Below are 19800 nucleotides of genomic sequence, written 5' to 3'. Positions count from 1 at the left end.
TCCAGCTCCTTGCTGATTTGAGAAGCATACCTCACTTGTGCTTTCCAAAATAGAAGGTACTTATTTAACCGCTTACACTATTTCGGATATAACTATGGCTATTTAATAATCGAACTTCCAGATTGGCATATACGTAACTGGTTTAAGACGCTTGTTTATGGATGGGTTATTAGTATTGTGACGCTTTACTGGATTTTATTTTTGTTATCGCTTTGCAGTTTCCTGCAAACTGAATTTATACAGCGCATCACTGATCATCAATATTGGAAAATTGCAATTCAATTAGTGTTCCTCCCTTTCTTTTCGCTGTTAGCAACCATCATCGGCTGTGCTTTAGAGCCAGTACTTATTTTGGGAGTAAGTGCTTTTGGGGCTTTGAGCTTATTTCTATTACGTAAGTATGTAATTAGGTTTGCGCAATAGTGAGTTCATTGGTGTGCGTGCCAGCATTTACTCCAATTATCGCGGTCAAGACGCAGTAATTCATTTTATCTATATTCTGCTAAAATAGCTATAAAACAGGATAAACAGCATTGAACGGATAAGAAGAACATTATGGATAACTTTTCTGAAGCAGAACACAATCTTTTAAGATCTAGCGAATTATTAAAAGGACTCTCTGACAAGAATTTTAATACTTTTCTGAGCTTATCGCATCGTGCGGCTTATTCTAAAAATGAAACATTACTTGAAGAAGGCAAACACAGTGATTACTTGTATATTGTAATCTCTGGCGGGGTTGATCTGTATAAATCTACCGGCACGAATCAATATTTAATTGGTAGCCTAACCAGTGGCCAATCAATTGGGGAGATGCGGATAATTAGAAATCGTCCCTGTTCTTTAACAGTTACCACCAGCGCACCTACAGTTGTTTTATGCGTATTACTTAGCAAATTACGTCATTTAGAATACAACCAATGTTACGAATCTATTCTTGATTCGATTATTGATATTCTCAGCTTTCGGTTAACCCATACGAATACTCTAGCTGTAAAAGGTGGTGCCAATAAAAAGAAAAGTTGGAAACGATATTTTTTCCCAAGTGTGGTTATAGCAACCATAGCTTTATTCTTAAGTGAAGTTGGAGTGGCTGCCTATTATTTGCTGACCTAATCAAGCAATGTTATATTAAAAGACCCAGATTGTTCTGGGTTTTATCAAAAATTTAAATTAAGGACTAATTCATGCCTAAAGAAATAACCGTATCTGGTAATCCTAATGGTTTTTTTAACCAAGGACATACAGGACAATATGGACATCCAAGTCATCAACATACTGGCCAGCATGGATATTCAGGACAACAACATGGTCATCCAGGTCAATATCCTAACGCCGGACATGGATATCCGTTACCTAACCAACATGGACATGGTTACCCGCATGTGCATGTTGTGCAGCATGGTCATACCCATAATCACACGAATACCCACACACATCCACAGACCCCCTCGCCCATGTTTTAATTAGGAGCTTGGGAGTTGAAAGCCCGTATTACGATGTCGTCTATACGGGCCTACCTGCTAATTTAAATTTAAGCCGGTAGTAGACACCACTGGCGCACTCGATGTTCCATTGTAGCCACCACCAAAAAATCCATTTACACCTGGTGCTGTTGAAGAACTTTGTTTGACCGGCTCTTCTTTAAGCAGAGAACGTTCATCATCAAGGATTACCGTGCCATTTCCATCTGTAATCTTTAAAATGCATTCTTTTTCTGAACTTACCCAAGATTGGAAATATTGTATAGAAGGATGTGATGTTGATGGAGAGCCGTGACGCATTATTATTACTTTCAATGAAGATTTAATGCCTATTATTACTGCTATTAGAATTTAAAGAGAGAAGAGCAATGAAAACAAAGATAGTCAAAAATTATTTATATGATGGTCTAGGGTTTCCCGTCGAATTGGATGACGTGGAAATGTGCTTCATAGAAAATGATTGGCATCCTCGTATCGATGTGCAGAAAGTGGCTGATGAGGTGATCAAGAAACTAGCTGTTCAAGAAACAAGATTAACTGGTAATCAGGTGAGGTTTATTCGTTCGTACTTTTCGATGCCTTTATGAGAGTTTGGTGAAAAAGTTGCGCATGAGACTCATGGAGCTGTTCAAAAATGGGAGCAAAAAGGGAATAGTCCAACCAGCATGAACTCAAACACAGAGCATGAGTTAAGGTTGTATATAATTGAGGCGTTGCATGCAAAAACTCAAGAATCAAAATCGAAATTCTATGATCTTTATATGGCAACCAAACGTTTTTTTAGAAGTGATGATGACTCTACCTCTATAGTGCATGCAAGTTTTTAATATGTATGAGGTCGATTAGTTAAGTAGATCACTTCATTCTTATTATCTGCAAATTTGTTGGTACTCCATGAATATTGATTACTATTACAATAGTAGCAATCTCAGTGACACTTTTATTTAACCTTTTTATCTAAAGCAATAAGCTCTGCTATTCTTACATTTTCAATTCCAATTACGGCGGCACATTGCAAAAAAAAAGCAAACTGGAATGTTCCGCGACTCAATTTATTCACAATACTTGCTTTCGTTTCTTTAATATCTATTTCCTCTAATAATGCCTCCTGTGTATTACTCCCCAAGGCCCATATGCGGTAAAACCCTAAATTCTGACACAGATGGGGTCGTTACCCCTGCTATTCGAGGAGAGAGCACTCGCAACTTCAACATAAACATAAACATAAACATAATAAGGTAAGTGCCATTTCTATTTTTCTATGACAAATAATGCACACCCCGTTGTTTTTATTGTGATCATTTGGTATAATTAATGTCATAGTTTTGTTATAAGATCCTCATGTTATGAAAGACCACCAAGAAATAATTAACGAATTTAGAGCAGAAAGTTCTTTGCTCAGTGTTGATGCGATGAAAGTAGCTATTGAAAGCACCCAAAAACAACAAAGTGAAAAAAACCGTACATTTAATTGCGATGTATTAAATATTGACGTAAAAAATCCTAATCTTGACGAGTTTCCGAAATTGTTAGAGCGGCTAAATAGCGAGAAAGCGAAGGATGAACGATTTCAAATAGTACTTAAATACAATGATAAGTTTGTTGGCCATTGGCTAACGCTTGATATACAAAGAATCAACGGTGAACTGAAGTTTTTTGTATTGGATTTTGCAAATTGCTTATCCTATGACCTCAATATTTTGCTGATGATTGAAAAATATTGTCCTGAGGCAAAAATCTCGTTTGCTGGGCCTCCAATCCAAAGAGATCAAGAAAGTTGTGCCTATTTTTCCATTGTTACTGCTGTAAATCTATCCAAAATAAACAATCTGCATGAGCAACTAGATGGGAAAGAAAGTAAGGGGCCTTTAGGACAATTCAGGAGTTATCAAGATTGGGTAGAACAACAATTTGATAATGAGCAAGATGATGAAGAGAGGCCATTTGAGGGAATCGATAGAGCAGAATTGAGTAAAATGCTTAGCAAATTGAACTATATTCCCCTAGGAAATCTTCCTAAAAACTTAGGCTCATTAATTAAACATACTCAATCAATCCAAATTTTAAATAGCTCGTTTCTTAATAAGAATATTAAGCAGCCTAATGGAAAATCAATTGAGGTGTTTGTATCGAATCATAAAAAATTAATTTATGATAAAGGGCTAGGTGTTTTTAAAGAGATAAATAATAGTATGGTTGGCTATAAGGCTAAAATTAAAAAACGTGCTTTGACGTATATTAATGAATCAAAAAATAACGAGCTAACTATTTCTGTCGAAGCCAAAGATACAAACAAGAAATTAGATCCATTGACAACTGAAAACCCAAAAATGACAGCACCTACTTATTTGAGTAATGATAAAGACGAGACTCGGTTAGCTCAAATGGCAAAAGTTATTGATGCATGTAACAAGTTAAATGAAAAACGTAAACAGTTTGATGATAACGTAGATGCCGAAAATCAAGATACAAAAGATGCAATGAACGAGTTGCTGGGAGCAGTAAATCCTTTCTTAAAGAGATATTTTCATGATCCAAATTATTCCTTCGAACAGTATAAGCAAGATACTCAGACTGCTTTAGAAGGGCAACATGACAACATTGAAACTCTGCAAAAACACCGTGGAGTGGCAAAAAATCTTATTGTTAATTTGTTAGCTGCGTTAACTGGAATCGGGTTAATCATTATAGTTAGTAGATCAATCTACAATGGCCAGTTAACCCTGTTCAAGACGAACACTGATTCTGCTAATCGTATCGAGAACTTCAAAGAAGCTATTAATAATGTAGAAGCAATCAGCAATCAAATGTAATTTTGTGGGTAATCCCCCAAAAAAGGGTTTTGTCGCAAAAAATTAATTCCCAGAGTAGACTCTTTCTTTTTGCATAGGAAAAGTTAACGATGCTCAGATTTAAATGGCGACATTTTAAGCAAGATATTATTTTGATGTTGGTCAGATGGTATCTCGCCCTTGGGGAGCAATGGAACAGCCAAGTCACTTAAGCCAACTCTATTGAATTCTGTAAGCGATAAATTGTGGCTTTATGGACGTTAAGCGTTTTAGCAATTTCACTAACTGATTTATCGTGCACCGTTGACTAGTGACACTCGTATAGGATATGAGCTAGACATTTTTTATGTATTCTTATTTAGGCCTAGCGCTCCGAAACTTGTGCTGTGATGCAAAAATCCGAGTAGAAAAGGCTAAAAATCCAGCCCCATTGATTACTATTTGACTTTTGTGGTTGGTATTTGTATTGGATTTTATCATTTTTTCGAGATTAACCAGGCTAATATAACAAATTGAGTTCCTACTCTCACCGTTCTAGGAACTGCAATGAATGATTTAGTTTGATAACGATTCAATACGCATAATTGAGTGTCTGAGCTACGGCCTAATAAAACCTTAATAATTTTTAGATAAAATATCCAACTATAATTCACTCTGAACAGGTTTTGACTATGACTATCTCGAAACAGCCTAATGAGCACTTAAGCGTTGATGCCAAGAAAAAACCAGAAATAAATTACTTTGTAATCTTTGGTGATAGTCTTTCTGACGGCAAAAATATGGGTGAAAAAGCTTCTTTTTTAGGCTCATGGGCAAGATGGTTATGGTTAAAAATGCTTGGATTAGATAAATCACCCCACGAACGATTTACTAATGGATACACTTGGGCGGATGCGCTAAAAGCAAGACTTGTTAGCAAATTTGCAAATGATACGCAAATAAAAAAAGATTCGGTTCATGACTTCAGTCGACATAATCTGGATAATGCAGACATCAGTGATGATGTAATTTCCCAGACTCATGCAGATCGTAAAAAATTCACCTGGAATGAGGTCCATGACCAATCAGTTCTAGTAAAGCGTAAGAAAAGAGAACAAGATGCTGAAGAGGTGCTTTTAGTTGCTCAAGAAGCAACGAAGCCTAACGCTAAAGGTTATTTTCTCGATAATGCGGATGCTGCGGATGCCATTCTTGCTCATGATAAAAATGCCGATCAGGGATCTTTAAATACTGAGCGCCAAGAATCTAGCGATGATTTAGCCGACAAATTTATTTTAGATCCCCACATACAAGATAGCTATTCGCTTGATAGTAGTCGTAAAGCTTGTTTTAATGGCCAAGTGTTTCTTGAAAACAATAGCCAAGGTGGTTCTACATCTCATAATTACAAATGGTCAACCAAATTCCTTTCTATTTTCGCACCGTTTACGGCAATAAAACTGTTTTTTACTCGTTTAATCGTTTCCAACTTACCGGAGCAGATTACTCAATTCTTGGAAAATAACGAAAAGCGAGAGGTTACTCAGGAACAGAAAGATAAAACCTTGGTTACCTTGTTTTCTGGGGCTAATGACTTAATTACGGCGAATTCAAAGCCTATGGAAGCTGTCGCTGATTTGGCGGTGAAAGCAACCATGGAAAGTCTTGAGCGTCTACTAGCCAAAGGTTATAATCATGCGGTTGTATGTAACGCACCGGACTTATCGTTAACCCCACGTTTTCAAAATCGCTCCGAAGAAGAGCGCGCTAATGCACGAAAAGTATCCGAATATTTTAATAACCAACTTAAATTAAAATACAATGAGTTAAAAGCAAGGCATCCTAATTGTACGATAGAACTTTTTGATATTAATTCAGTTTTTAGTAAAATTTATCAAGATGTTCTTACCCACGGTGAGCAGTCAAAATATGCTGAGTATTTTGATCAAAGCAAACTTAAGGAACCCTATGTTTCTTCAAAAGATTTTCAAATCACTCCTGAGGGAACTTCTCCTGGATGTAAACATCTGTTTTGGGATGATGTCCACCCTACTGCTACGATGCATGCTTTATTGATGGACCGATTTGTCCACGATAAAAAAGGCTTGGCGAGGTACGATGTTTCAGCGCCAACGGAGCAAACTGCTGAAAAATTGTGTCACTTATTTAGAGAAAAATATCATGAGAAATTGCATGGAAGTTTCTTAGGTTTGTGGTCTTACTCTAGAAAAGGATTACCTATTGATTATACGGCTCCTCAAACAGCATTGATGACAATTTTAAGTTATGCACTGAAAAATCAGACGCAAGCTGGAGATTATGTTCGTGAAGCTATGAGTGATTTAGGCTGGTGGTCTGAGGAAAAAGGACCCAATCTGACTATTCCTGCCATTGCGGATGCAATGTATGCTTTAAAGCAGAAATCGCCGCAGAACTTAAAGCAAAGTTCGCCAGCAAAAATGGCGAGTATGTTGAACATTACCACAGCACCAGCTCGACACCATGATTTAGAGCTAGACCCTGAGGTAGTGAAAAAACTTGAAGGTTTAAAGTACCAAAAGGAATTAAAGCCTATGGTTATGGCACAACAAAATGAAGAGCAAGCTTTTGTTAACACTAGCTCCCCAATTCCCGCGGCTTGACTGGAGTATCCATAAGCTCGGAGTGGGATTCAAGCTCTAAATAGGGATATCATGGTCACGTCACGGTAATTCGGTCGTTCATGCCTTATCGCTGATCCAACAAATGCAATTTCCACTTACGAGAAAGCGCCTTAAGAACAGCTTGCCCACGAACACTGGTACCAGCCTTATCAAGACGAGGAGAATAAACCGCAATCGCCATTTTATTGGGTATAATCGCAATGATCCCTCCACTCACTCCGCTTTTTGATGGAATACCAATAGTAACAAACCAGGAACCGCTTTTTTCATAAATCCCGTTGATTACCATTTCAGACAAGACATCACGTACAAATTCAGAAGTAATAACCTGTTGTTTGGTGATTGGATTAACTCCATGATTTGCTAAAGTTGCCCCCATTAAAGCCAATTGCTTGGTATTTACCATAATCGAACAGGCCTTGGTGTATCTATCTAAAACCTCATCAGGCTCCCCAATAAGCATGTGACGGGATTTTAGTAATTGAGCTATTGCATGATTGCGGTTATTGGTTTTTGATTCGGATTCATAAATTTTCTGGCTTAAAAATGGTTTGCCATCACTTAAATTCCCAATAAACGATAAAAGACGATTCCATTTCTGAGTTGAATTATCCCCCTTAATGTAGCTCGTGGTTTGTATGGCACCGACATTAACAAAGGGATTATGAGGTGTATTCTGCTCCAGAGAGCGAATTGAATTAAAGGGTTCTCCCGTTGCCTCAAGACCAATGTTATTAAACATAATTTCCTCACCATTATCCGCCAATGCCAAGGCATAGGCAAAAATTTTGGACATGGATTGCAAGGAAAATAAGGTGTCTGCATCACCTACTGACACCGATTGCCCATCAACAGTTACAATAGAAATCGCAAATAATTCTGAATCAACCTTTGCCAACTCTGGAATATAAGATGCCTGCTTGCCTTGAGTTATTCCCTTATCTTTTTCATATAGCGTATTTAATGTGGTCACTACGTCATTGGGTAAGCTATTTTTGTTAAAAGAGTATGAGGGGAAATAACACAGGCAGAGGACTATAAAAATGCTGATTTTGGTTTTCATTGATGCCCACCTTTGTGAAACAACTACTTAGTTAAATAGGTCAAATAACTCTGAAACTGACTATTTTTACCCCGAACCAGTTCCATATATGCCGCTTTTATTAATTTTGTAATGGGACCAATTCCCTCTTGCCCAAAATGTTTGTCATTAATTGAACGAATTGCAGTGACCTCAGCGGCTGTTCCCGTAAAAAATGCTTCATCTGCTTGATATGCTTCATCTACGGTAATATTTTCTTCAATGACCTCAATACCTAGATTGCGCGCTAACTGCATAATGGTGTTTCGGGTAATGCCTGAGAGAATTCCACCCAATTTAGGAGTGTAAATCAGGCTATTTTTAACCATGAAAAAGTTTTCGCCTGAGCCTTCAGTGATGTAACCCTTCGAGTCAAGAAATAAAGCCTCATGATAATGAGTTCCCTGTAGCTCTAACGACGCAAGAATACTATTAACATAATGACCACAAAGTTTAGCATCAACGATGGTTGAATCAGGATGAATGCGTATATAACAACTAGTTTTGATATCCACACATTCATGGGGTAGATAGGCTCCCCATGGCCAGCAGGCAATTGCCAAAACTACTGGATTGCCAATGGGATTTACTCCCAGTTTTCCATAGCCATAAAAAGCTATCGGACGTATATACCCCTCATCAAGCTTATTTATCGCAACGACATCTTTAATTGCATCAATAACCTCTTCTTTGGAATACTCTAAAACCATTCTTAATGCTGAAGCAGAATAAAAGAGACGATTAATATGATCTTCTAATCGAAAAATGGCAGGACCTTGCTCTGTCTTATAAAAACGGATCCCTTCAAATGCACCACCACCGTAATGAAGTGTATGAGACAGAACATGTGTTTTTGCTTCAGTCCATGGTACAAAAACCCCATTTTGCCAAATTACTTCTGTAGTATTCATCATAATTGTTTTCCCAGGATTATTGAGGTCGAATTAAGGAGCAAGCACGAGTACTTCCTATTTTCTTGAGAATATTATTTTCTAGTATAGATGATGATTTATTGTTGTATTTGTGAATCATGTGATTATTGCTTGGCTTTTGGGTTAGATATTGAACTAATGCCGACTATAATTAAGAAGAGTAACTTTGATGTAAGTTGTTATGACTCAACCCAAAAAAGAATGGCTAATCGAAGAGAAGATAAATATTTATTGTATTAATCGAGGCCGCATTAAATTAACAAACACATTAATACCTGGTTATAGTCTAGGCTTAGGGCTTTTATTCTGTAAGTTTGCCGCGACTAAAGAATGGAATAAGTTTTATAGCCTACTCGATAGCATTCATGACTGGAAAGAAGATGAATATTTATTAGAGCAGGTTGTGCGGCTTAAGGAAACCCAAGAATGGCTCCAAGCAGATGAAAAATACAAAGAACTTTTGGCTCAATTTCCTGGGCTTAAAAAGCTACCCTTTCGCGATCAAATTCAACAATTAGTTTCATCGTTACATATTAGCCCTCAAGAACGGCATTGCTTATTAAGCGTAGAAATTCCCGCAGAGCCCCTCATGGACGAGTTTATTGATATGCTGGAAACGATGCAAAGTCTACATTGTAATCTCGGTGCTCCCCATGACCAAGACACCATAGCTCGTTCTGAATTTGAATCGTACCAGGTTTTACCTAAACACAGATTCACTGAGGTATTACAAAAACTACCAGCCAATGCCCCCATTTTAATCAGTACAGGGCGACAAGTTTTTGCGATTTATCATCAATTATCATCAAATGAATGGATTTATTATAATGCGAATCATTTAAAAACAATCTCGCCCTTCACGAATATAGATTCCCTATCTGATTTTATCCTTAGCACTGTTTATAAAAATGAATCCAAAGGCACACACATCCCTCTAGGGATAATAATTCCCAAGCAAAATAAAGACCTTGTTTTTGATTCTAAAGAACTTGAACAACTTTGTAATCAATTTATCGATGAAAAAAACGCAGCGCAACAAATTATGACCACAGAGCTTGATGATTATCCCACCGACCATTTATCTCCTTTGCATTTAGCCGTTATAGCTAATGCCCAGAGAAATATAGAACAATTACTTGCTCGTGGTGTTGACGTAAACACGATAGATGGCTTAGGTTTTTCAGCGCTGCATTATGCTTCAGCACGCGTTGCAAGAATATTGATTGCTTATGGTGCAGATGTGAATCAACCTCTAACGAAGAAAATACGACTCAAAGAACCAAGTGAGTCATTATTTCACTCCATAGAGAATGTTACTCCTCTTTACATTGCTAGCAATTTCGGTGACTTAGATAAGGTCAAACTTTTAATTGCCCATGGCGCAAACGTCAATGCCAGCTCATCTACGGGCATGAGCCCTGTTATTATCGCTTTACTTAAGAGGCATCTAGCAGTAGTCGATTATTTATTAGAAAAGAATGCCCAGGTTGATTCCTTACTTAGAAAACCTGCAGTCCCTGAGTTAATTCACCCCGATGATAAGAGTCCGAGAGCACTGGATTTTTTTGGCGCTGTGTTTGCACCATTTTATGCAAATCATACGGCAGCAATGTGTGCTCTGCGTCATGAAAACAGCGAGATGCTCAAGTTATTAATTCAGCACCGTGATGTGGTTCATGAAAAAGATCAATATGGCGTCACGTTGTTACATCGGGCAATATGGTCCCATAACCTGCTTTTGGCGCAACAGTTATTGGAAGGTGGGGCGGATCCGAATGCATTGAGCCGACCGGCGAATTCCCCCTGTTCACTGATGAGCCCTCTTTATATTGCCTGCCTTCAAAATAATTTTAAAATGGCTCAATTGCTGCTCCAGTATGGCGCCTCAACTCGGATTAATAGTCCTGATGAATTATCTTGTTTACTCACCGTAATTGAAAACGGAGCGCTTCCTCTGGTTAGCTTACTTGCAGAGTATGGAGCTAATTTTGGACAAATACACCAAGGTGTTAACCTACTTGATCTGGCTATTCGTCAACAACACTATCATTTAGTGGATTTATTATTGACTCAAGGGGTTGAACCTAGAATAAATAAGGGTTTTATTTCCACCCTACATCTTGCGATTTATCAAAGACATATCCCGACCATTAGTAAAATTTTATCCTGGTATGTGCAGCATGGCATTTCTTGTAATGAAGAGATTAATATAAACAATAAAAATATATCCTTACTACTTAATCTCTATCAAACATTAAAACATGCAATCCCCTTACAAAGGCAACTATGCTCCTGTCTTATGAATATTGAGCCTACAGATCGTTTACCGGTAATAACGCATGCCGTGTTATTCAAACATGGTGATAACGCATTGTTTATAAAAATTGCGCAAGCAATTAAAGCTCACGTTAATCCAAGCCCGGAAGAGCTAATTACTACTATTCAGACAGAAATGGCTACTGATATTGGTTTGTCTCAAGAAGGAAAAGATATTTTAGATACATTGATACAATTTGCTCGTGATTATAAAACCACGCTGAGGTTAGCATCGTAGCTTAGTTGATGTAGCCTGGAGGCTACATCAACTAATTTTTAGGCCGCGCTCACACGAGTTAAGCAAAATCTTTCCTGATAAGCCAGAATAAAAAATCCGATTACCCCTGCTGCCAAAGTTACAGGAATTACCCCAATTCCATAAACAAAAGCTTGTGGATCATTAACCCCACCATAAGCATTAATCACAAAACCAATTGATGAGTGGAAGGCATAACCAAAAATCATAATGATCATATTTGCAATTGCAGTGGCAAGACCTGCCAGATCTTCGGGTACATAAGTCGATATTTTATAGATAGCTAAAATCTGATAAGCACAACAAACCCCTACTAGCGCAAAACTTACAGTAATGCTGGGTACTGCTAAAATGCCTGTAATTAATAAGGCAAAGATTAAGCACATGATAATGCCTGAAATAATAATAGTTCCTAAGTAATAACCCGTTTTTTCGGCGATAAAGCTTAATACTGGCGCTCCAAAGCACATACCCAAATAAATCATTGAAGGAAGATAAGTGGCTGTAGCACTATTTAACTGATAAGCCTCTTTTAAGAAGACAGGACCCCAGACATCAGAAAATCCTTCAAGTGGTCCAAGCATTAAGCCTGCAAAAAAGCACATCATCATGATTTTACTGTTAGTAAAAATGGCTTTTATATTGGCACGGACTGATTCGTGTTGAACTGGCTTGGCATCGGGTACAATAAACCAAGTAATTAAAGCCAAAACCAGCCCCATTACAATAAAGATCTCAACTACTTGTTGATAGCCTAACCATTGGCACAAATAGCTTACGGGACCACCACCATAAATTGCGCCAAGAAGTCCTATCATCACGGATAAACTTAGCATACGTGGGAAAAGACGCTCATTAAATGTCATGCGAATTATTTTAAAAACACCCAAGATTGCTGCTGAAGAGCCAACGCCAATTAACGCCCTGCCAATTAATGGATAAGCCCAATTTTCTGCAAAAATAATCGGTAATAATCCAATGACAGTCAATAAGATACAGCCGGTCATTACTTTGCGTGGCCCAAAACGGTCCAACATAATCCCTATAGGTAAATGCAGCAAGGAATAACCAAGGTAATAAACACCAGAGAATTGACCAAACTCTGTCGCATTAATATGAAACTGTGAGGTAATATCATTAAGCATGATACTTGGCATCACTCTTAATATATATTGATAGGCATAAAATATCGAAACAATAATCCAAACAAACCAGGCGACAACGCGTGAAACAGACATAAGCATCCTCAAAATAAAGCAACCTAAAACACATCTTGCCCACTCTGTGAGCAACAGATATTTTATCGCATTTGGATTGAAATTTTTTTTCAAAAATTAATATAAAACGATTAAATTTGAATTAAAATTTCATTTTTACGTAAGAAAACGAAAGAAAATGCTATTATGAAATAATGATCATGATACTTATTAAAATAAAATGACATTAGACCGAATTGATAAAAAGATCCTTGAAATCCTGCAAGAAGATTGTCAAATTAGCAATCAAGAGCTCTCTGAGCGTGTGGCTCTATCACCATCCTCCTGTCTTCGCCGTGTTAACTTACTCATGGATCATGGCTATATTAAAAAACAAGTTGCGCTACTTGAGCCTGAAAAGCTAGGATTAAACCTAACGGTGATTATCTTAGTTGGCCTAAACAGCCATCAGCCTGCTGTAATGGCGCAATTTGAGGAACATATTCGTTTTATTCCTGAGGTGGTACAATGTTATTTGATTACTGGGCAGTCCGCTGATTATTTGTTGAAAGTAATAGTACCCGATTTAAATGCTTATCAAGCTTTTTTGTTAGAACAGTTGACTCGTATTAATTGTGTTAGTAGTGTGCACTCTAGTTTTATTTTAAGAAACATCTGTGAAACAACAGCCCTGCCCTTAGAGCATTTATAAGTACAACCGCAAGTTACAGAACTATTAATATTGGATAAGGGATGAACCATGAAAAAAATTAATTTAGAACACTACCTCCAAAAAATACAGCGAACAGTTCCCGAAATTCTTCCAATTGAGCGCCTTAAACTATTAAATAACATTTATTTTGCTCATGTTAAAACCTTTCCTTACTCCAACCTTGAGCACCGTCAGATTTCTCAATACCATCCAGTTCAACGAACCCCTATTTCTTTTTTCAACTATCCCTCATTCAAATTTATGGCACCTACCATTTTGAGGATATTTAAATGAATAGGGACATGAGCGCTAATGGTACCATCATGAATCAAAAACAGGCTCTTATCTATCAAGCTGAAGATGGCAGCTTTCAAATAGAGGTGCGACTTGAATCTGAAACCATTTGGCTGAGTCAGAAACAGATGGCTGAATTATTTGGAACATCCACTGATAATATTGGACTGCATTTAAAGAATGTCTATGCCGAAAGAGAACTGTCAGATACGGCAACCTCCGAGGATTACTCGGTAGTTCGTTTTGAAGGAACAAGGAGAGTCAAGCGTAAAGTCAGACATTATAATCTGGATGCTATTATTTCTGTCGGATACCGGGTGAATTCAAAGCAAGGAACGCAATTTAGAGTTTGGGCTAGTAAAGTACTCAAGGAGTATTTAGTACAAGGGTATGCTTTGAATGAATCCCAATTGCACCAACACAAAGAGCAAATCAATCGACTAAAAGAGACCGTAGCATTGTTTCAAAAAGTACCACTTGAAGCGCTGGGATATTCTGAAGCAAGTGGCCTTTTATCGGTGTTAACGCAGTACACTCATAGCTTTGTCTTATTAAACCAGTATGATACAGGTAATTTCCCAAAAGGCGGATTAAATGAACGGGTAATTGATGTGATTAAACCGCAGGAAGCCGTTGAGGCAATTGGCCGTTTGAGAGAAACTCTTATAGAGCAAAAAGAAGCCTCTGTTTTATTTGGTAGCTCTAAGGATGAGCGCTTTATTGGAATTTTAAGTTCTATTGTTCAAAGCTTTGGTGGCGAATATCTGTATCCCAGCATCGAAGAGCAAGCGGCTCATTTACTCTATTTTGAAATGGGAACTAATGTTGTCCGAAAATAGGGGCTACGTACACATTAGGCCTCGAGCGCGATCGCGTTTTATATCGCAGTAGTATAGATATTTATGCCCGTATCCCCACAGCCGATATGGCTTTCGAAGCAACCATTTAATGCTAAGATATTGCCATCGTCGTAATTACTGGTTGTGGCATGAGAGACTGAGAAGAAATCTCAAATGATTTTAAATTAGCATCCGATTAATGAGATTTAATATTTGAAATACCATGAATTTCCACAGGAGCTCTATCAGGAAACTCGGCCATCAATTTTAATGATCCCCCCATTGCTGAAATATATTTGCCTAGAGTTGAAATTAACATATCTGATCGCTTCTCTAGCCTAGATACTCCGTCTTGTTTCATATGTAAAATTTCACCAATATCTTGCTGAGTCTTCTCAAGAGCTAAACGCAAATCTCTCAAAGTCATTTCCTCAGCAATTAATTGATTAACTCTATCTTGGATTATATTTTTTCTCTCCTCGGATAGAGAATTCATTTTATCATTAAGCGATCTAGCCATAATTCACCTCACTTCTTTATGCTCGATAAATGCTTATCAAACCTCTGATCAGCTTTTCTAATCAACTCTTTATAAAAACGCTTTTCGCTCCCACCTGATTTATCACCGCAAATAAGCAAAATTCCTTGACGGATAGGGTCAAACGCAAATGCCAGCCTCCATACACCATTATTAGCATTAAACCTAAGTTCTTTCATATTAGAATGCTTAGAGCCTTTTAAGGTATCTACATGAGGACGACCTAACTCTGGTCCAAATTTTTCTAAAACTTTCAAATGTGCGAAGCATTCGTTTTGAACTATCTCGCTAAGCTCATCGAATTCCGAATCAAAATCTTCTTGAAATATAATTTTCCAGTTCATGAGTACATTATGTCATTAAATGCATATTTCGTCAAATACATATGCTCTTAATGACATGTTAATTAAATTATTTTAATAAATCTTATTTGATAGAATAATCAAAACAAAGGGCATACCTATAGCATGAAAGCTAGAGTCGCTTTAAATTTGGAAACGTAACATTTACAAAGACCCCGTCCTGAAGTCTTCGAGAAACGTTTTAATACTTGCCTTGGATGGCTTGATTAATAGTTTCCCACACGAATATTTCCGGACATTGAATCCAAGAAAATTGAATCCGTCTTCTATTTTGGTTATTTTGCTTTTCTCAATGGATAACTCCAAGCCGACTTCTTTTAGTGACGCTATTAAGGTCGGTATTACCTTGTCCTTTAGATATTGCTCACTTGCAGCAGTTACTATAAAATCATCGGCATAAGTGATCATGTGAATCTTTTCCTTATCCCGCTGTCTTTTCCTTGTGCTGACTAATTTAGTTTCAAGCCCTGAGAGAGCTATCACCGCAAGTGTTGGTGAAATAATACCGCCGGTGAGTCAGCCAAAGGAACTTCCCCCTCAGCTGCTCGCAAGTAGGGTCGAGAACTGGTGCGGTGAATATTATCTTCCCGTTTCCAGCTCCCGCCACGTCAAACGCAGCATGCGGTTTTCCCGCACTACGCTTTCCTAGTACCTTCGTATCAAGCTTATGTGACCTATCTGACTGGTGACACTTTCGGAACGTAGTATCGTATTTGATAGTCTGAGAATAGCCCTAGTTTTTGATACATCCATTCTCTACTCCACCTTTCCCAGCCGAAGCCTCCCAATTTTCTGGCACGCATTAAATTACGCCTAACCTTCTTTTCTACCCAGTCCTTAACATAAGTAAAACATCGACTTGTATTTCCAACTCTAAAGTAGTTCACCCAACCTCTTAAAATCGGATTAATTAGATATATAACGCGGTCGATCGGTTGTGACAGATGTCTGCGGAATATTTCTTTTAGTTTCCGTAAGAGATTAGTTCGCGCCATCATTTTTGGCGTTTTCTGGATTCCCCATTTTCCTTGTTTTGTTTTTCCTCTTCGAAAATCAAAACCCAAGAAACTAAACGTTTCTCCTTTCTTTAGATTGACTGTCTTTGTTTTCTCGTTGTTTAGCTCAACCTTCAGTTTCACTAATTCTTCTCGAAGCCTTTTGTGCACCGCTTTTCTTAGCCAGTGCCATTTTGGGTGATCATCGATCAGTATTACGATATCGTCCGCCCATCTTGCATATTCTACGTGCTGATATCCGTCACCACTGGTTACCTTTTTCGCCTTTTCTAGCATTTTGTCTATCTCATTCAGATAGATGTTACTAGCCAATGGTGACAAAGGGCCGCCCTGAGGTATGCCGAGCTTTCCACTGGTTTTGAGGATTAATTTCAGTAGATGCATGACGTCTTTGTCATCCACCCTGGCTGCGACTTTCTCTAATAAGATCGAGTGCACCACCGTGTCAAAGTAAGCTTTGAGATCAACATCAATCACTATCATCTTTCCTTTGATCGCGGCTTCCGTTACCCTCTCAACTGCTTCATGCGCCGTCCGTTTGGGGCGATATCCGTATGATCCTTTTTGAAAATCCGCATCGAATATGGGCTCGAGAATCAACTTGAGTGCTCCTTGCACTACTCGGTCTCGTATACATGGAATACTTAAAGTCCTGGTCTTGCCCCCAGCCTTCGGTATCGCCTTTTGTCTACTTCTATTTGGGTAGTAAGTTTTTGTTATTAATTCCTGATGTATCTTAGTAAGGAACTCTTCCCTGCCTTCCATCTCGGTTGCATCAAATGTCACTCCATCAGTTCCAGGTGCGCCATTATTTCGCTTCGCAAGTAGGTAAGCTTCTCGGAGTGTTTCTATTTTACATACGTGAATGTAAATGCCCCAAAATCGCCAAGACGGTTCCGCCTTCGCTTTGATATATATCTTCCTTCTCAGGTCTTGCAAATTGCCAGGTGTTTTTGTCATTGTCACCTTTGCCTCCCTTGTTGTTAGAGAATGTTACTAGCAGGGTGCCTTTGCTCCACGAGCGTTACCTCGTTTCATCGCTACTACACACCCGTCCGCCACCCGCTCGCCTTCGATTCACTTCCTGGTTTGCCAGTTATAAAATCTACCTTGCTCCAGAGGATTTCTCTCTGGGGCGAGACGGGCTTCTCCAGTTGCTTATACGTGTCCTCATTACCATGCCACCACTACCACCCCGCCGAAGTGATGTAGTTGTATCAGTCAGATTTCAACTACACATGCTGTCTTCGCTTTACGGTTGCAAGCTCGACCTTCGGGACTACGCACTTTCGAGGCCACCTATGTGTTTGCTTTCGCTGCAGCCTGGTAACTCGCCATTATCCTTTAGATAATGTTGTCGGTAGGCTTCAACATCTTGGTCTCCCGCCATGTTGCTACCCGAGCTACAGGGTTCTAACTTTTTCCCTGGTAGGTTTATCCCCTACTGAACGCGCCAGCCTTTCCTGAACGCAAAACCGGACGTGAAACTCTCGCTTCATCCGGCTTCCATCAGACAAATGAACCACTGACTCCCTGTTTCCAATGAGCAAATAGCCAAGGTTGCTTTTCAAAAGTCTCGATCATCAATTGAGTTGCTTTTGCCTTACTGAATCTGTAAGCCTTGTATTTATTCATGCTCCACTTAATTAGTGTGAAATTTATTTGTCGCATGACAGGTTTTAATGCCGATTTGTTATATTTTCCGTAGTAATTAATCCATCCGTAGAGCATCGGATTTAGCCTATCTGCGACCTCCTGCAAACTTAATTCACTTCGACTGCGAATACCTGTTCTTCTTATCGTTTTGCAGATCTCTTTCTTAGCCTCTTTGCAAATCGCCGGATTAAAGCTTAAGAATTTCCTGTTATTGGAGCCTTTTACTATCCTTCGGCGAAATTCATATAAAACCCTAATATGCCTCAGTGGGTGGGATGGTTCAGTACATTGGAGCCGAATAAGGTAATCAATGCGCTGTTGCATCCGCAAAGCCAGCCTAGCTTTGCGGATTCTGGTAGGGTATTCTCGATTAATCCCAAGGCATATGCATTTGTATTTGCCCACCCACAGCCTGATAGGCATTAGTTCCTAGCCCCTCATAAGTGGCCATAGGCGAGATGGTAAGGCCTGAATGTAATCTTAAATCGGCACCTAATTTAATCCTTCCAGCCCAAGGATTGATTAAGCATTGCTCCTCGTCCTGATAAGCAAAATGATACAAGGCTTGCAGAGATAAACGCAAGGTCACATTATGATTTTGTGCGGTTGAAAATTGGTAAGAAAAATCGGGGCCAGCATTCACCTCGCCCAAATTAATCTGCTGCTTGGGAATAATAATGGCCAGCGCATTCATGAATTGGGGTTGGAATTCATGATAATAACTTAATCCGACAGTCGGAGAAAGAGACCATGTTTGATAGTGCCAATCGCCAACAAGCTCGGCATTATAAAAACCACGTCTGGTTTTAAATGAATCCTGGTATAAACCAAATACATTCATGGTGTTGCTAGTCCCTCCCCACGCCGCACGGGTGTGTAAATAAATATCCGACAGCAAACGCGCACTGAGATAAGGTCCAAACATCCAACCTTGGCCATACGCATCGAGCACTCCAGAGGAGTGATTCTGACGGAGCACATCCCCCTCAGCTAACGCGCCTAATACCACAGAAGGATTCACTAAGTAATCCGCTCCTAAGTAGCCAATTCCAAAGTCGCCATGACGCTTAATGCTGGCTTTATTTTGCTGATAATAAAGTCCTGAAGCTTCTGCCCAAACATCCCACTGACGTTCAGGAGTGCATAATTCATTAAGGCTAGTACTAGCATGCAAGGCTATTTTATCATTGCCAGGTGTGAAATTAATCTTAGATTGACCATTACAATTTTGAGAGCGTGGTTTCAAACGATTAATAAGGCGATGACGCGCTGGTCCACTGGTAAAAACTAACTGCGCACGCGCGTTAAGGAACCCGTTGATAGCCTCCTTGGTTTCTTGCCGAATAAACTCCTCATCCAAGGTAATAGTGACACTGGCTTGGGCTTGCACGCTAAAACCATTGGGCGCTAGTGCGGTCACTACCGCGGTATTGGTAATCTGACCATGCTTCATATCCCCGAAAACAGTAAGATAACGCGCAGTACATGTCATACTACTTCCCGCATTTAAAGATATGCCGGGACAGCGAATTGTACCCAGCGGCGTATCAATCAAAGCCAGACTATTTAAAACCTTACTTCCTGTATTGCTAATAACATAGGTATATGGGGTCCTGTGGAAGAACCCCCAAAAGTGGTCGTTCTGAGTTAAGGACCCTTCCAGAAGTGCCGTTTTAAATGTTTT

General features: G+C 39.0%; 20 protein-coding genes. 9 read left to right on the top strand and 11 right to left on the bottom strand.

What is annotated here, in order from left to right; all coding sequences use genetic code 11:
- The first annotated feature begins 555 nt into the window (after positions 1-555).
- Entirely contained in the window at positions 556-1116 is a 561-nt protein-coding gene (locus ACQY7T_RS07450; RefSeq protein WP_428412362.1) for a Crp/Fnr family transcriptional regulator, read from the top strand.
- A 71-nt stretch (positions 1117-1187) separates the two neighbouring features.
- Entirely contained in the window at positions 1188-1466 is a 279-nt protein-coding gene (locus ACQY7T_RS07445) for a hypothetical protein (RefSeq protein WP_428412361.1), read from the top strand.
- Between the two features lie 57 nt (positions 1467-1523).
- Here ACQY7T_RS07445 and ACQY7T_RS07440 read toward each other — a convergent pair whose 3' ends face one another.
- Positions 1524-1784: a hypothetical protein gene (locus tag ACQY7T_RS07440; protein ID WP_428412360.1), complete on the bottom strand. Its 261-nt coding sequence runs from the start codon at positions 1782-1784 to the stop codon at positions 1524-1526.
- Positions 1785-1852: 68 nt separating this feature from the next.
- Between ACQY7T_RS07440 and ACQY7T_RS07435 the strand changes: the two genes are divergently transcribed.
- A complete protein-coding gene (locus tag ACQY7T_RS07435; protein ID WP_428412359.1) occupies positions 1853-2071 on the top strand; it encodes a hypothetical protein in 219 nt (72 codons plus the stop codon).
- A 353-nt stretch (positions 2072-2424) separates the two neighbouring features.
- On the opposite strand, the gene ACQY7T_RS07430 is transcribed toward ACQY7T_RS07435, so the two are convergent.
- Positions 2425-2610: a DUF6471 domain-containing protein gene (locus ACQY7T_RS07430; RefSeq protein ID WP_428412358.1), complete on the bottom strand. Its 186-nt coding sequence runs from the start codon at positions 2608-2610 to the stop codon at positions 2425-2427.
- Between the two features lie 220 nt (positions 2611-2830).
- Between ACQY7T_RS07430 and ACQY7T_RS07425 the strand changes: the two genes are divergently transcribed.
- Together ACQY7T_RS07425 and ACQY7T_RS07420 are read left to right on the top strand one after the other, a co-directional pair.
- Positions 2831-4297 carry a hypothetical protein gene (locus tag ACQY7T_RS07425; protein ID WP_428412357.1) on the top strand — a complete coding sequence of 489 codons (1467 nt, stop codon included), beginning with the start codon at positions 2831-2833 and terminating at the stop codon, positions 4295-4297.
- Positions 4298-4947: 650 nt separating this feature from the next.
- Positions 4948-6897 carry an SGNH/GDSL hydrolase family protein gene (locus ACQY7T_RS07420; RefSeq protein ID WP_428412355.1) on the top strand — a complete coding sequence of 650 codons (1950 nt, stop codon included), beginning with the start codon at positions 4948-4950 and terminating at the stop codon, positions 6895-6897.
- An 85-nt stretch (positions 6898-6982) separates the two neighbouring features.
- Here ACQY7T_RS07420 and glsA read toward each other — a convergent pair whose 3' ends face one another.
- Positions 6983-7981, bottom strand: coding sequence for a glutaminase A (gene glsA, locus ACQY7T_RS07415; RefSeq protein WP_428412354.1), 999 nt, complete (start codon positions 7979-7981; stop codon positions 6983-6985).
- Between the two features lie 23 nt (positions 7982-8004).
- Positions 8005-8913: a branched-chain amino acid transaminase gene (locus tag ACQY7T_RS07410; protein ID WP_428412353.1), complete on the bottom strand. Its 909-nt coding sequence runs from the start codon at positions 8911-8913 to the stop codon at positions 8005-8007.
- Between the two features lie 199 nt (positions 8914-9112).
- Here ACQY7T_RS07410 and ACQY7T_RS07405 point away from each other — a divergent pair, with 199 nt between their 5' ends.
- A complete protein-coding gene (locus tag ACQY7T_RS07405) occupies positions 9113-11485 on the top strand; it encodes an ankyrin repeat domain-containing protein (protein WP_428412352.1) in 2373 nt (790 codons plus the stop codon).
- A 38-nt stretch (positions 11486-11523) separates the two neighbouring features.
- Here the strand turns inward: ACQY7T_RS07405 and ACQY7T_RS07400 are convergent, their stop codons facing one another.
- Complete coding sequence (locus tag ACQY7T_RS07400; protein ID WP_428412351.1) at positions 11524-12741, bottom strand: MFS transporter; 1218 nt, start codon at positions 12739-12741, stop codon at positions 11524-11526.
- A gap of 199 nt (positions 12742-12940) precedes the next feature.
- Between ACQY7T_RS07400 and ACQY7T_RS07395 the strand changes: the two genes are divergently transcribed.
- Genes ACQY7T_RS07395 through ACQY7T_RS07385 form a run of 3 tightly spaced genes read left to right on the top strand, consistent with a single transcriptional unit; the run spans position 12941 to position 14544 of the window.
- Positions 12941-13411, top strand: a complete 471-nt coding sequence (locus ACQY7T_RS07395; RefSeq protein WP_428412350.1) for an Lrp/AsnC family transcriptional regulator — start codon at positions 12941-12943, stop codon at positions 13409-13411.
- Between the two features lie 48 nt (positions 13412-13459).
- The gene (locus ACQY7T_RS07390) at positions 13460-13705 is read left to right on the top strand and encodes a hypothetical protein (RefSeq protein WP_428412349.1); all 246 of its coding nucleotides are present in this window, start codon (positions 13460-13462) and stop codon (positions 13703-13705) included.
- Positions 13702-14544 (top strand): virulence RhuM family protein, encoded by an 843-nt coding sequence (locus ACQY7T_RS07385; protein ID WP_428412348.1) that lies wholly within the window; start codon positions 13702-13704, stop codon positions 14542-14544. Before ACQY7T_RS07390 ends, ACQY7T_RS07385 begins: the two co-directional genes overlap by 4 nt.
- Positions 14545-14740: 196 nt before the next feature.
- Here the strand turns inward: ACQY7T_RS07385 and ACQY7T_RS07380 are convergent, their stop codons facing one another.
- The 6 genes from ACQY7T_RS07380 to ACQY7T_RS07355 form a co-directional block, all read right to left on the bottom strand.
- Entirely contained in the window at positions 14741-15064 is a 324-nt protein-coding gene (locus tag ACQY7T_RS07380) for a transcriptional regulator (RefSeq protein ID WP_428412347.1), read from the bottom strand.
- Positions 15065-15072: 8 nt separating this feature from the next.
- Positions 15073-15426 carry a type II toxin-antitoxin system RelE/ParE family toxin gene (locus tag ACQY7T_RS07375; RefSeq protein WP_428412346.1) on the bottom strand — a complete coding sequence of 118 codons (354 nt, stop codon included), beginning with the start codon at positions 15424-15426 and terminating at the stop codon, positions 15073-15075.
- A 162-nt stretch (positions 15427-15588) separates the two neighbouring features.
- Entirely contained in the window at positions 15589-15945 is a 357-nt protein-coding gene (locus ACQY7T_RS07370) for a reverse transcriptase domain-containing protein (RefSeq protein WP_428412364.1), read from the bottom strand.
- Between the two features lie 173 nt (positions 15946-16118).
- Positions 16119-17420 carry a group II intron reverse transcriptase/maturase gene (gene ltrA / locus ACQY7T_RS07365; RefSeq protein WP_428412345.1) on the bottom strand — a complete coding sequence of 434 codons (1302 nt, stop codon included), beginning with the start codon at positions 17418-17420 and terminating at the stop codon, positions 16119-16121.
- Positions 17421-17969: 549 nt separating this feature from the next.
- A complete protein-coding gene (locus tag ACQY7T_RS07360) occupies positions 17970-18440 on the bottom strand; it encodes a group II intron maturase-specific domain-containing protein (protein ID WP_428412344.1) in 471 nt (156 codons plus the stop codon).
- A 46-nt stretch (positions 18441-18486) separates the two neighbouring features.
- The coding region (locus tag ACQY7T_RS07355; RefSeq protein ID WP_428412343.1) for an autotransporter outer membrane beta-barrel domain-containing protein at positions 18487-19800 on the bottom strand (1314 nt) is incomplete at its 5' end.

This window comes from Legionella sp. (genome assembly GCF_965140895.1).
Classification (GTDB): domain Bacteria; phylum Pseudomonadota; class Gammaproteobacteria; order Legionellales; family Legionellaceae; genus Legionella.
This window is presented reverse-complemented; position numbering and strand designations above follow the sequence as displayed.

Coding starts and splice junctions, on each gene's coding strand:
- ACQY7T_RS07395 (WP_428412350.1), top strand. CDS start 12,941: ATGACATTAGACCGAATTGATAAAAAGATCCTTGAAATCCTGCAAGAA.
- ACQY7T_RS07440 (WP_428412360.1), bottom strand. CDS start 1,784: ATGCGTCACGGCTCTCCATCAACATCACATCCTTCTATACAATATTTC.
- ACQY7T_RS07400 (WP_428412351.1), bottom strand. CDS start 12,741: ATGTCTGTTTCACGCGTTGTCGCCTGGTTTGTTTGGATTATTGTTTCG.
- ACQY7T_RS07425 (WP_428412357.1), top strand. CDS start 2,831: ATGAAAGACCACCAAGAAATAATTAACGAATTTAGAGCAGAAAGTTCT.
- glsA (WP_428412354.1), bottom strand. CDS start 7,981: ATGAAAACCAAAATCAGCATTTTTATAGTCCTCTGCCTGTGTTATTTC.
- ACQY7T_RS07380 (WP_428412347.1), bottom strand. CDS start 15,064: ATGGCTAGATCGCTTAATGATAAAATGAATTCTCTATCCGAGGAGAGA.
- ACQY7T_RS07360 (WP_428412344.1), bottom strand. CDS start 18,440: ATGCAACAGCGCATTGATTACCTTATTCGGCTCCAATGTACTGAACCA.
- ACQY7T_RS07385 (WP_428412348.1), top strand. CDS start 13,702: ATGAATAGGGACATGAGCGCTAATGGTACCATCATGAATCAAAAACAG.
- ACQY7T_RS07420 (WP_428412355.1), top strand. CDS start 4,948: ATGACTATCTCGAAACAGCCTAATGAGCACTTAAGCGTTGATGCCAAG.
- ACQY7T_RS07405 (WP_428412352.1), top strand. CDS start 9,113: ATGACTCAACCCAAAAAAGAATGGCTAATCGAAGAGAAGATAAATATT.
- ACQY7T_RS07390 (WP_428412349.1), top strand. CDS start 13,460: ATGAAAAAAATTAATTTAGAACACTACCTCCAAAAAATACAGCGAACA.
- ACQY7T_RS07375 (WP_428412346.1), bottom strand. CDS start 15,426: ATGAACTGGAAAATTATATTTCAAGAAGATTTTGATTCGGAATTCGAT.
- ACQY7T_RS07450 (WP_428412362.1), top strand. CDS start 556: ATGGATAACTTTTCTGAAGCAGAACACAATCTTTTAAGATCTAGCGAA.
- ACQY7T_RS07435 (WP_428412359.1), top strand. CDS start 1,853: ATGAAAACAAAGATAGTCAAAAATTATTTATATGATGGTCTAGGGTTT.
- ACQY7T_RS07445 (WP_428412361.1), top strand. CDS start 1,188: ATGCCTAAAGAAATAACCGTATCTGGTAATCCTAATGGTTTTTTTAAC.
- ltrA (WP_428412345.1), bottom strand. CDS start 17,420: ATGACAAAAACACCTGGCAATTTGCAAGACCTGAGAAGGAAGATATAT.
- ACQY7T_RS07410 (WP_428412353.1), bottom strand. CDS start 8,913: ATGATGAATACTACAGAAGTAATTTGGCAAAATGGGGTTTTTGTACCA.